Origin of the sequence: Noviherbaspirillum malthae, assembly GCF_015352985.1 — a bacterium.
Taxonomy (GTDB): Bacteria; Pseudomonadota; Gammaproteobacteria; order Burkholderiales; family Burkholderiaceae_D; genus Noviherbaspirillum; species Noviherbaspirillum malthae.
In genome coordinates, this window is record NZ_JACYXF010000115.1 from 1 (window position 1) to 12473 (window position 12473).

Below are 12473 nucleotides of genomic sequence, written 5' to 3' on the forward strand. Positions count from 1 at the left end.
TGGAGGCTATCTCGGCAGATCACGCGATCCTCCACCGGGCAATATAGTCATCTGGCGAGGGCTGGCTCGACTGACCGAGATTGAACTCGGATTTGAACTTGCGTTAGAAATTGTGGGTAATTGAAAGGATGGCCGGGCGCTTACGTTTTTTTAAACGTCGGCGCGGTATGCTTCCACCGCACTCACAAAATCCTGACCGTCCATAGGGATTTCTCCCATATTATCGAGTAACTATTCATCTCGATTTTTCCATAGGTCATTTGCGCTGCGTCGCATTATAGACAGCTAGTTATTCCGTATTTAGCAGTGAAATGCGGTGTTGACAGGTCTCCGCTGGCCGAAACCGCCAAGTTACCGTAACAGTGCGAAGAATTTGAGAGTCACGCCCGATCCTGATCGGCGGCGGTCTGCAGGATTATCGAATCCAACTCGGCGATATCATAGTGGTGCAGTAGCAGCACATTGGAAGCCTTCGCAAGTTGTCGAGCTGCCGGGGTATAGTCTGCATTGCTGATTACGGCTGCGTAGGTTGCTTCATAAAAAGGTCTTGCGGTAGCTGCCTGCTGAACAGCCTTGTTTCCAACCTTACTGGTTGAGAAATACTTACATTGAACCACAAGCCGGATAGCCCCTTTGGTCGCAATTAGGTCGCCACCCTGGTCCCCTGTCGCCACGGTCGTTTGCGCCTCCCAACCCGTCTTCCGAAGTTGTTCCGCACAGTAGATCTCGTATCCGACCCCGTTAAGGTCCTCCGGAGGTTCATCTGTCATCGGCGTCCTGGCCACGTACTCATCGAGAGCTGATTCGATCAAGGTGTTGATCGCCGCCTGATCTATTGATAAGGGACGTTGGCGGGCCGGCCTGATAACCGTGTCGACAAACTTACGCTGTTCCTTCTCCCACCGCCCCGTCTGCGCCACGCCGTAAGACCCGGCATACGTCATCTGACGTCGCTTCATCGCGAGTTCACGGACATGCTTTTCGATCAGGTCTTTTGATAATTCGATGTCCGCTTCTTTACGCTTGGCGACCCTACCCCAGCCCCAGAATAATAATGCGCAGACGAGGACTACAGCAATTGGGGTGCCTACCTTCCAGCCAAATATGGCCACGAAGATAACCAACAGAAGGGTAAGGACTATTGCAACCGGTTCCATCTAGGGCCTTTTTATGACACGATGCCTGAGATTCTAGTACGCCTTCTGGCCAGGAACATCATTGCGTTCGCTTCTAGCCCGGCAATGGTCCGAGGCACGTTGTGGCGCCGATGATGGTTACCTGCAGGCCATTAGTCGACCCGCCGATGATAGCCCTTCAAAGTCAGCTGCATTGTCCGCAGGAGCGGGTACTGCTCAGGAATTGCTTCCTTTGCCATCACTTTGCACGCCATAACTTCGTCTCTTACCTCTTTCATGAATCCGTCGATGGAGCGAAGGCGTGCGCCGGCAATTTGTGTGCGACCTTGCGGCGCAGACGGGAAAATAGCTAGTCGCTCAATTTTAGTATCTGGGGGAAGCCACGTGAAAACCTCATTCAGGATGTACTTTTCACCTATCTCGAACTTTTTTGCGTAGCGTTCTTCCCGCTTCGTCCAAGGATCTGCATCCAATGACGCCTCAACATGAATAAGCCGGCAATCGTGGGGATGGTAGGCTACGACATCTAGTTCCATCTCCCAGCCGCCGGCGGGCCGGCGGCCCACCTTGATGTTTTGTTTGACGAGAAAACCCTGCCAGTTGTAGTACTCCGCGATAAGTTGTTCTAGATGAGTCACAAATTGGTTTGTCCAAAGTTATATGAATGGTCAGCTACTCTCGTTTGGATGCCGCATTCTCCATCCATCGTTCCGGATGCCCCACAGAGGCAGGATATTAATCCAACAGATACATACTCGCATAGCGGCGCCAAGCATAATTCCAATCGAGACTATGCCCCCCTGGCTAAGACCGGAGTACCAGCCCCATACCGCCAATCCTACTAAAATGTCCATAACGGTACCTGCCGCGAAGACGAATTGTCGGCGCCTGATCGATACGCTTAGGAATTCAGTGGCGTTGAGGTCGACTCCCAATACCGGCATTTTTTGCAGGAGAGACCGGGAAGCGGCTATGTCTTCAAGTGGTGGTCTTTGGAACGTCAGCCGAGCGGTCCGAATCCCCACCAATCGGGCCGCTCCCCAATGGCCGAATTCGTGCAAAAGGCCGCCTATGAACATGGCCAGCGCTGCGACAAATATGACAAAGGAGGAATCACTGGACAGAAGGATATAGGTGAAGGTGAAGGATTTTTCCATTGTGCTCTAATTGAAAGACCGTATCGTAGGCTGAGCATATAACGTTTGGGAGGCGAAGCAAGACCTCCCTCATTGGTGTGGCCATCTATTGCCCTAAAGGCGGGCATCCTAGAGAACCTGTTTAGAACTACTGAAGGTCTGTCTAATGGACTGTGTCTGATGTGTGAACCAGGTGTTCCAGTGCTTCGGGTTGTGTTTGATCACCTGTGGTGACTGGCATGGTTATCCCTAACGATGCCATGGCCTGTCGAACTTCCTCAGCACCCTTATTTGTGAAAGCATCGGCAATAACCTCACAAGCAGCTAGCAGATCTGGAAGTATCGATGGAAGAAAGACATCGTGCATCCATACCCTTAATGGGGCCCGATCCTTGCCAAACGCAACAAAATCTATGGTGTCCCAGCTGCCGCTGCCCTCTTCAGGTTCATATCGCGGATTTTTCTTAGGGTGTCGCCAATACAGTTCGGTCATCGCCACTGCTAGTAAATCGGCCTCTGGAAACTTTTGCAATATGATTTCTGGCATCACGGAAAACCCAATAGACGCAGGTGTACCATCGTCATCGGCCTTCTCGCTATGCTCTGCTATTGACCCCCACGAGAATTGGTAGCCAGTCCTAGCTCCATAAGTTCCTGCTAAATCCATATCAGGAAAGGGATTCGGGTCTTCCTCACCTGCCCTTGGCCCAAGCACAGCCATTGCATCGCCATGACATTCAGGGGCTGTCCAGACTGCCCACAATAGCCACTTTGGAACACCTAGCGAAATCGGTGCGCCCTCCTTGAGAAGCGACATCATTGCCTTATCCGCTAATTTCATACCTGTTGTAGTCGCCATTTCCTCTCCCTTAAGTCATTCGTCAAAGTCCGTAATGCTCAATTCTCTCAAGTAGAACATCTTTACGACGAACTATAAACAGCCCGAAATGGCTTATTTAGGGCGATGCAGACGTGTTTCTAGGTCAAAGTGCGCCTAATCGATCGCTGAGGTCACACCAGGTAATCTCAACGACATACGCGCTGAAGCACAGATGAGCGTAGATGTCGCTTACCGCGCCAGAGCGTCAGTCAATGGCCGCGGTGACCTTGTTCAGGAAGGCCTTGTTTGTATAGAAGGGCGTTTCGTGTGTTTCTGAGTCGGGTACGCCTAAGACTCCCATCGTGTCCTCATCACACTCAGTAAGGAATTTTGCACCAAAGTTTCTCAAACGATCAACGGCATCAACGGTATATTGCCGCCACTCCGTCTCAAATGCGAAGGGAAGCGTCGCGGCGTACTTCGCCGTAGGGTGGTTTGCGAACGCCAGTCTATTACTGGACAGTGTCGACTAACAGATGCTTCAGATCGGAGCCGCCACCGCTACGTAGTCGCCGACATAGACGCTTTTTCGCTGGCAACCCTGCGCGGCTCCCACCCTATATATTCGAAATTATCTCGACCGCTTCGGTTGCGCTGCGCCTTTCGCGGCGGCTTAAAACAATTCCGTCGTCTTCGGTGTATCTGCCCTCCAGCAATCTTTCGTCACACGCTCGGCTTCAAAAAGACTTTCACGCGTTTGCATAAGCGACAGGCGGGCTTCCTCGCTGGAAGAACGACCGATGTACATGTCAAGCAGCACGATACTTGGATTCACGTCGAGTAGCTTCGCCACTCTCACAGCCACTTCGTCACCGAACTGCACACTTCCTTTTTCGTACAAACGCACTGAATGCGGTGATGCTCCAATCAGTCTAGCGATATCGCTCACCTCAGTAATACCAAGTTTGCTTCGAAGGGCCTGTAAGTAATCTGCAGTAATCATTCTCTATCCAAGTACGTCGCTAGGTGTTCCGTGACCACGAGCCAAAGCGGGGTGTGAGCCAACGAGTCGACAGCGTCATTTGGAGACCAGTGAGCTTCGTTGAATGACTAGCGCTTTAGCCGTCAGCAATGATCGCAGAATCACCGCCACCCATCAACGTACCGCGCCATAAACCAGGCTGACAATCAGGCCCACGTCTGGCTAGTGTTGCAATTTAGCGCTATATCGTCTTAGTCTCATGCTGCTTCTCGCAATCGGGTGATAGCGAAGTCATTCGATGGCAGATAGGACTTTTAGCAGCAGCGCCTTATCGGTGTGATCTCGGACCTCATGCACATCGGAGTCAGCGAGGCCCATTTTTTCCATCATCTCCTCATGGGACTCAGTAATAACCTTCACCCCAAAGTTTCGAAGATGTTCAACGGCTTGGAATGCATACTGCCGCCGTGCGCCTTCAAATGCGAATGGAAGCGTCGCGCCGCAATATACCTTGATGTCTTTCTGCCGAGCGTATTCACCAATAGCTAACGCCGCGCCGGTACCGGCACCACCACCCAAGCCGACCGCCATTATCAAGGTATCGATTTCCGCTAGATGGCGGCTCCATATGCTTTGGGATTCCGACGCCGCTCGCAATCCTAGATGTGGGTTGCCGGCAGCCCTGCCGCGACAACTTTTCGGACCGATCGCTATCCAATAATCCAGATTTGTGTTTTCAACACTGCGCTGGTCGGTGTTGAGCGCAATCGCGTGCATGCCAGTCGCTTCTTTGATGCGGCGCGCGAGCTTGGCGCCGCTGTCACCTAAGCCGAAAATGACTGATTTCATCTTACCGATCTCCATCTAGTGAAAATCACGACTCTTGATGATGCTAAGCGCGCCGAGCATCTCCGTATGGTCGACAAGGCGCTGCGCAATCAGATGCGTCGATGCCCCATCTCTCTGCCAGACACCATACACGGTTAGCAGTGTCGCATTTAGCACTTCCCTCTTCTGCTTTTCTACCAGGCTCGGCCAGATAATCACCTGCGTCGTTCCTGTCTCGTCCTCGATGGAGACAAACATTACCCCGTTTGCAGTCCCCGGTCGCTGGCGGCCGGTGACAATGCCAGTTGTTCGGGCCAGCTTCCGGTCCGGAAAGGTTTGTAGTTCCTTAGCACTACTGAGATTCATGGCGGTAAAGCGCTCGCGAAGTAGCGCCAGCGGGTGCCGCCTTAGCGTCAGGCCTGTGCTTTGGTAATCCGCTACGATCTCCTCGCCTTCCGTCGGCGCCGGCAGATCAAGCGAATCTTCATAGATCGGCGCATCGCGTAGCAATTTGGGCATTGGCCGCATCCCCGCAACTTCCCACGCCGCTTGGCGGCGGTGGCCGGCCAATTCGACAAGCGCGTTCGACTTTGCCAACGCTTGAAGATCGTGGGTCGACAGGTTAGCCCGCTTGGCCATGTCTTCCATACTGGAGAACGGCTGCATTGCTCGCGCCATTGTCAGATTGTCCGCCCCTTCTAGTGACAATCCCTTTACCAACCGAAGTCCCAAGCGGACAAATGGCTGTCCGCTACCGTCGCCGGGATACCCCTCTCGCTCTTCTATCGTAGAGTCCCATTGACTTATCGTGACGTCGATTGGACGCACTTTGACACCAAATCGCTTCGCATCCTGTATCAACTGACTAGGTGTATAAAAACCCATCGGTTGACTGTTCAAAAGTGCTGCGAGGAAGATCGCCGGCTGGTGGCACTTGAGCCACGCGCTCACATAAACCAGTAACGCGAAACTCGCGCTATGGCTCAAAGGGAAGCTATACGAGGCAAACGCCTGCCCGAATTTCGACATCTTTCGAGCGTAGGCCTCGGTATAACCCCGCTCGAGCATTCCTGTGACCAACTTGTTCGTATATTCCTCAAGCTGGCCTTTCTTCTTCCATGAACCCAACGCGCGCCGGAGCTGGTCAGCATCATCCGCTGAGAATCCCCCGCAAGCCATTGCAAGCTGCATCAGCTGCTCCTGGAAGATTGGTATTCCTAACGTCGGGCCGAGGATCTCGCGCACTTCCTCGCTAGGATAGTCGACCGGTTCAAGGCCTTGTCTCCTGCGGAGGTAGGGATGCACCATCTCTCCGTGGATTGGTCCAGGCCGAACGAGTGCCACCTCGACTACCAAGTCAAAGAACGTCCGCGGTTGCATCTTCAAGAGCATGGAGCGTTGGGCCCGCGATTCGATCTGAAAAATTCCGACGGTCTCGGCTTGGCAAATCATGTCGTACGTTGCCGGATCTTCGCTCGGAACGTCTTGTAAGGTAAAGATTTCGCCACTCCGTTCGCTAATCATGTCGAGCGCTCGGCGGATCGCTGAGAGAATGCCAAGAGCAAGGATGTCGACCTTGATGAATCTCAGCGCTTCAATGTCGTCTTTGTCGAACTCGATGACGGTCCGGTCTTGCATTGCCGCATTCTCAATTGGCACCAGTCGGCATAAACTGTCCTGAGCGATGACAAATCCACCTACGTGCTGCGACAGCTGACGCGGAAAGCCGAGTAGCGTTTCACTCAGGGCAACCAATTTTTGAACGATAGGAGACTCTGGATCGAGCCCGTGCTCGCGCAGGCCTTCCTGATCAATGCTGCTCCCGTTCCACCAATTCTGTGAAGAGGTCAGCGCATTCAGCTGCGCGTAGTCCATACCAAGAGCCTTGCCTATATCTTTTATGGCAGACCGAGGCCGGAAGGTAATAACGGCGCCAGTGAGCGCCGCACGATGGCGGCCGTACCGACGGTAGATTTCTTGAATCACGATCTCTCGCTTCTCGTGTTCGAAATCGATGTCAATGTCCGGCGGCTCGTTCTTGCGGCTCCTGCTGACAAAGCGTTCAAAGAGCAAATACAGGCGTGAGGGATCGACCTCCGTGATGAACAGACAATAGGCCACCACAGAGTTTGCAGCGCTGCCCCTCCCTTGGCAAAGAATGCCCTGCCGACGAGCAAATGCGACGATATCCCCAGCAACTAGGAAATAGACCTCAAATTCGAGCTCCTCTATCAGTTCCAATTCGTGAAGTATGAGTTCCTGAATCTTCGCTGGGATTCCATTGGGGTACCGTTGAGCCGCGCCCTGATACGTAAGCTGACGCAAATGACTGGTTGGCGTCTCACCTGGAGGTACGATATCGTCGGGGTAGCGGTAGCTGATCTCATCCAGCGAAAAGGTACACCGCGCTGCAATCTCCAGCGTCTGTTCAAGGAGAGTCCGTGCATAGATCTGGCCGAGCCTGATCCTCTGGCGCAAATGTTGTTCTGCATTCGGATGAAGTTCCAGACCGCACTCGGCGATCGACTTGCCAAGCCTGATAGCAGTGATTGTGTCGTGGAGCGGCTTGCGCGAGCGCACATGCATATGGACGTCGCCGGCGGCAACCATCGGCAAACTAGTCGCGTCGGACAGTGCCGTAAGCCGCTCCTGCCACATATCGTCATCGGGCATCTGCTGAAGTTCGACTGCGATCGAAGCGCGGCCAGGGAACGCATCGGCGATCCATTGCGCTTGCTCCACCAATACGTCGTCGGCACCGCTGCGATTGCCGATGTATAGGGCATAGCACCCCATCATGTTACGCAGATGCGGTGCCCCATGCGGAGGCTTTCCATTGAAGAGAATGTCACTACGGCGCAGAAGATAAGAGCCCTTTGCGGCTCGCCGGCGGCCGATCGTCAGCAACTCGGCAATATTTCCGTAGCCATCGCGATTCATGGCCAGTAAGACCAGTTTCAATCCGCATTCCAGCGTGATTTCCGTACCGATGATCAGATGCAACCCGTGCTTCTTAGCCTCGACATGCGCTCGCACAACACCGGCGAGCGAACCGTCATCGGTGATGGCCAATGAAGTGTAGCCCAGCTTGGCGGCACGCGCCACCAGTTCTTCTGGATGGGAGGCCCCACGGAGAAAACTGAAGCAGGAAACGCAATGCAGCTCCGCGTACGCCGACAGAATTGAGAACATGCCGGGCGGCCTTATGCAAAAAAGCCGTGTAGGAACCAGCCAGGTTCTTCGTCGTCGGCGCTGATGCGAGCTCGATACACCCACAGCACCAGATGGAGTGCTTCATTGAGTGCTACGAAATAGTCGCGTGCGATCACTTCGTCATCCCACCAACCCGTTTCGATTCGCTCCGGTCCGATCAGCAACCTTAGCGGTGCGCCATAAAACGGTTTGTTTTGGCGGGTAATCAATGGAAGCGGTGTTTTGAGCAACCAGGTCGGCCGCGGTGGAAAGGATGCCCCTGACAACCCGTTTTTGGCATTTGCAGTCTTGCCCGCTATCGGAGCGACGTGGGCTGTGCACTTTTCCGGTCGGTGGTCAGCGGTGATTGCAATACGCGTAACGGCATCGGGCCCCAGGCGGCTTGTCAGTCGTTCAATCAGACGGCCGAGCATCTCCGATTCGCTAGCCGCGGTCGGGAACAGTTCGGTATTGGGCGCGGCACGCTCTTCAAGCTCATCGGCCGACAACGTCATTTCGATGACAGACGACTCGAGCACGACTTTCGCTAGATGCTCTTTCATCAAGAGCGTCAAATGGTCAAGGTCGCGACTTGCCGCGCCTAATTTGATGTCTATCCTGGTCGTAGGGCTTTTGCCAAGTCGAACGGTTTCATGATGCAGCAGCAAAGAAAATTGGGTCACTGCACTGAACCGGGCAGTGAGAAAGCCGGTCATTTGCATCAGCAGCCGGCGTGCGGAATGCAAAAGCAACTCGGTTGTTTCGACGCGAGCGCCGAGTTCAATGCGTTGGCAGAATCGCTCAGGTGCCTCATACCATGCCATCAGTTCCGGCTCAGCGCCGAAGCAGCGGTCCAAGTCGGTCAGGGCAGCTTTCCCAAAGCGTTTGACGACACCAACACGTGGAAGCCTTCTGAACTGGCCTACGGTCTTGCAGCCAATGGCCTTCAATGTCTCGGAATGAGGGTGAAGCGGCTCAATAAGCGTTATCGGTAGCGAGTCGATTAAATTCGTGTAGGTGTCCTGGTCAGCCATGACACCGTCATCGTACTGCGCAATCCACCATGCGGCCGTCGCCGTCGGCGCCGCAGCGATGCTCGCGGACAGCCCAAGCTCCTGAAAGCCAGTTCTCAGCCGGTCGATAATAGTGGCGACTCCGCCAAACAATCTGAGGCTCGCAGTGACGTCGAGCAGTAGCCCTGACGGCCACAGCGCTACCTCAGGCGTGAAGTGAAGCGCCCACAAGGCAGCCTCGGTCAGCGCCTTCTCTTCGGCCTCGATATCGCGCGGCACCAACAGCACGTTCGCCGATCGTGTACGGGCACCAGACTCCGACATGCCGGGAGCGATGCCACAATCGTTCGCATACGGGCTGACCCAGGCAACTCGCTTTGCTTCGATGATGGCTAACGGGACAGTGGCTCGCAGGTTCTCCTGCAGCGCCTCAGGCCAGCGTCGGAACGCTAGATCGAGGGGCAACTGGGGAAGAAACGAGGCTATCCACATAGGGTGTCTCAACAGGAACGGCAGTGCTACGCTGCGCTCGGTCGAGCGCACGTTTCATTGAAGGAGGAAAAAATGCGGGTAACAGGACCGGCGATGCCGCCGACGGTCCTCGACGCTTGAAAACATCCACGGACAGTTGGCCAAACGGCGCCGGATCGCACTGTAGGCGTAATGGCGCTGGAGAAGCCTCAAGCCTGGTGTTTGCGGGACGAAGGATGAACGTCAAACCATCAGCGCTAGCCGCAGCGACTTGCAAACGACGGAGATGCTCGGCCTTTGCCGTCGGGTTCCAGCTGATCAGCGCCCCTGCACTACCGCTCTTGAGGATTTGCTCGGCGGTCCATAAGCGATCAGCGGGCTTTTCTGCATTGACGATGAGTACGTTCCTTACATCGATCCCTAGCTGATCGAGTGCCGGCGCAATCAAATCATGCGGCGAGCCCAAAAGTACGATGGCCTTGCCAGTCTGCGACAACGCTTTCAACGCCGGCGCCAGAATGCGAAACTCGCCGCCGCCCTGTTGTCCCCAGAGGATTTCGGTGAGAGCGGATGTATTCCACCCTTGGCCAGGCAATTCTGCATCCAGACTCGGGTAGCCGCTTGAGACCGTCGACACCCGTACTCTGCCTAGAGCATCGCCACGCCAGAGTGAGTCCCGCAGTGAATCTGCCAGCGCAAAAAACCGGTCGCGCTTCTCCGCTACTGTCCCGTCGCTTCCCGATGTGATTGACAAGGTTGCCTCTTCGATAACTATCCGTATTGCAAAATGGACACGAAACACATGTGTTTTTATACAGTGTTTACGGCAGTATAGCGACGCCTCGTCAGAAGTAAACTGCCATCTGCCTTCAAGGCGGATGGCGAGCCTCGCGAAACCAAAGCGCTCGGAACTAAAAGTTGATCATTTTGGAGAGCAGTCAAAACCAGAGGCACTGCTAGGCAACACATTGCCAATGACCGTCATGCTTTTGCTCTGCGACGTTTCGCCGCCGATCAGGCATGTCACGCATTTTAAGCTCGCCGTTTAGCACCGCTACTCGAACCTGAACGAGAAGGTGTGCTCCTTTGTTAGTCCAACGCATCTGCCTCTTTTTCGCACAACGCAAGCTGACGACTTCGTTGACTGCCGATTCGGCGATGCTGCTGCTGATCGGCATGCCGCGCCGATACCGCCATCCGTAGTTGACCAGATATCGGGCATTGGATTCCAAGTACCAGTACGTGCCGCGCAGATTCCACGATAACGCCCTGTACGCCGCGTCCTCCGGCGTGAGGTCAAGCATGTCATAGATGCTTTTCAGTCGTTCGACTGCTTCAGCCCCTTTGCCATGCCACGTCAACCATTTCGCTGACGCGATTTCGTCCTGTACCAAGCGTCCGTTGGGTGCCAATAGGTCCGGAAACTTCTGTGCCGATTGCTCGATCGCGCGAAATTTCATCGCAATGTGAAACCAGTCCAGAATGCGGGTCAACGGCCTTTGGGATCCGTCGACCGCTTTTTCAAATTCACCTGCGCCGTCAGAGACGATTGTTATCTTTTGGTCCCGTGCAGCACCCTGCTCCGAGAGAAAATGATCAAGACGCGTTGCTGCCGATGTAACCTCCCGGTTGACGTACCCATACACTTTACAACGGCCATCTTCGTGAACCGCCCGGCCAGCGATAATGTTCACGTGTCGTCCATTTGGCGGAACCCGCTTCGATGGGTAATACTGCGCAAGTCTAGCTTCGTCTTGTTCCTGGCGTGACGGGCGGTGGCGCAACCATGCTGAATCCACCGCCAGGGCAACGATCTTGACCTTGCTATCTGCAGGCGGATAAGCGCGCTCACCACGAATCGCCTTTTCGGCCGCGTCGTCCAGCTCTTGACCGACAGCCCATACGCGATTCCTGAGTCCCGAGGTAGAGATCGCCTGATCGACCGGCAAAGTCTCTTTCAGGAGCGTGGTGGCAACCGCATACGGCAAGTGCGCAGCCCACTTGACCTGAAGGTATTCCAGTTCAGGACTGACACGTCGCGGTAGTGCCAATGCAAGCGGGCTGAATGACTTGCTGCTGATATCTTGACTGCACTTGCAGACACGCAGCTGGGGGCTGTCAAGTGTCATCTTGCCGAAGACCGTTCGATATTGGATCGTGTGCTTTGCCTTGATCGACAAGACTGCGCCGCACTGCAGGCAAGTTCTGGAAGCGACCGCAAAACCGTGCGCTTGTGCGTTGACTAGAGCGCGCTGCGCTTCGTACACCAGACTTTTACCTTCAGCTAGGCTCAGCCCCAACTGCTTCAGTTCGCCATCGGCTCGTTCAAATTCAACCAACCGGATCGGTTCGCTGCTGCCAGCAGTGTCTTCGATTCGCGCCTCGATGATTATCCTCATCTCTGTCTCCCTGATTGTCCGCGAGAAATTAGTGTAGCGCTAAAGCTGCTCGAATAATTGCCTCCAGTTTTGACTGCTCTCCTCTACGTCAGGGTGGAGAGTTACCGCAGAGCTCACCCTACTGACGCGAAGCCATCAGATAGGTATTGGTGGCATGAAATGCCGGGGGTTTTCGTCCACTATGTTGATGGTGGAGGAAAACGCCCTCCCCCCTCTTTATTGGACGAACCCATACTATGAACGGTGGAACGCGTTACTCCCATTATCATTCATCGCAAAAACATGCGTCATCGGGTAGTATTTAGGGCACATGGAAACCTTTCTTCTTTGAAATCAAGCATATAGAGCAACATCTCGCCATGTGACCTGGAGTTATGCTCGGAAGTTGTGTATGACGTGAGGGAGTGAGGCGGCGTATTCTTGATGGTTCTTCCGGAATCATCAACCTCTTACAAGGAAAGAATACGCCTTGAAGCAAGATAACGTAATCGGACTC

Annotated in this window: 9 protein-coding genes; all 9 read right to left on the reverse strand. The window is 54.3% G+C overall.

What is annotated here, in order from left to right:
* Positions 1-380 precede the first annotated feature (380 nt).
* The 9 genes from IGW03_RS36000 to IGW03_RS36040 all read right to left on the reverse strand — a co-directional run bounded on the left by IGW03_RS36000 (position 381) and on the right by IGW03_RS36040 (position 11977).
* A complete protein-coding gene (locus IGW03_RS36000) occupies positions 381-1157 on the reverse strand; it encodes a restriction endonuclease (RefSeq protein ID WP_194727200.1) in 777 nt (258 codons plus the stop codon).
* Between the two features lie 131 nt (positions 1158-1288).
* A complete protein-coding gene (locus IGW03_RS36005) occupies positions 1289-1774 on the reverse strand; it encodes a hypothetical protein (RefSeq protein WP_194727201.1) in 486 nt (161 codons plus the stop codon).
* A gap of 661 nt (positions 1775-2435) precedes the next feature.
* Positions 2436-3131: a hypothetical protein gene (locus IGW03_RS36010; RefSeq protein WP_194727202.1), complete on the reverse strand. Its 696-nt coding sequence runs from the start codon at positions 3129-3131 to the stop codon at positions 2436-2438.
* Between the two features lie 634 nt (positions 3132-3765).
* The gene (locus IGW03_RS36015) at positions 3766-4095 is read right to left on the reverse strand and encodes a helix-turn-helix domain-containing protein (RefSeq protein ID WP_194727203.1); all 330 of its coding nucleotides are present in this window, start codon (positions 4093-4095) and stop codon (positions 3766-3768) included.
* A gap of 270 nt (positions 4096-4365) precedes the next feature.
* Complete coding sequence (locus IGW03_RS36020) at positions 4366-4923, reverse strand: hypothetical protein (protein WP_194727204.1); 558 nt, start codon at positions 4921-4923, stop codon at positions 4366-4368.
* A 15-nt stretch (positions 4924-4938) separates the two neighbouring features.
* A complete protein-coding gene (locus IGW03_RS36025) occupies positions 4939-8094 on the reverse strand; it encodes an error-prone DNA polymerase (RefSeq protein ID WP_194727205.1) in 3156 nt (1051 codons plus the stop codon).
* An 11-nt stretch (positions 8095-8105) separates the two neighbouring features.
* The gene (locus IGW03_RS36030; RefSeq protein ID WP_194727206.1) at positions 8106-9599 is read right to left on the reverse strand and encodes a Y-family DNA polymerase; all 1494 of its coding nucleotides are present in this window, start codon (positions 9597-9599) and stop codon (positions 8106-8108) included.
* Positions 9538-10332 (reverse strand): translesion DNA synthesis-associated protein ImuA, encoded by a 795-nt coding sequence (gene imuA, locus IGW03_RS36035; RefSeq protein ID WP_194727207.1) that lies wholly within the window; start codon positions 10330-10332, stop codon positions 9538-9540. Before imuA ends, IGW03_RS36030 begins: the two co-directional genes overlap by 62 nt.
* A gap of 202 nt (positions 10333-10534) precedes the next feature.
* Positions 10535-11977: an ISKra4 family transposase gene (locus IGW03_RS36040; protein WP_194727208.1), complete on the reverse strand. Its 1443-nt coding sequence runs from the start codon at positions 11975-11977 to the stop codon at positions 10535-10537.
* Between the last annotated feature and the right edge of the window lie 496 nt (positions 11978-12473).

Coding starts and splice junctions, on each gene's coding strand:
- IGW03_RS36000 (WP_194727200.1), bottom strand. CDS start 1,157: ATGGAACCGGTTGCAATAGTCCTTACCCTTCTGTTGGTTATCTTCGTG.
- IGW03_RS36010 (WP_194727202.1), bottom strand. CDS start 3,131: ATGGCGACTACAACAGGTATGAAATTAGCGGATAAGGCAATGATGTCG.
- IGW03_RS36015 (WP_194727203.1), bottom strand. CDS start 4,095: ATGATTACTGCAGATTACTTACAGGCCCTTCGAAGCAAACTTGGTATT.
- IGW03_RS36020 (WP_194727204.1), bottom strand. CDS start 4,923: ATGAAATCAGTCATTTTCGGCTTAGGTGACAGCGGCGCCAAGCTCGCG.
- IGW03_RS36025 (WP_194727205.1), bottom strand. CDS start 8,094: ATGTTCTCAATTCTGTCGGCGTACGCGGAGCTGCATTGCGTTTCCTGC.
- IGW03_RS36030 (WP_194727206.1), bottom strand. CDS start 9,599: ATGTGGATAGCCTCGTTTCTTCCCCAGTTGCCCCTCGATCTAGCGTTC.
- IGW03_RS36040 (WP_194727208.1), bottom strand. CDS start 11,977: ATGAGGATAATCATCGAGGCGCGAATCGAAGACACTGCTGGCAGCAGC.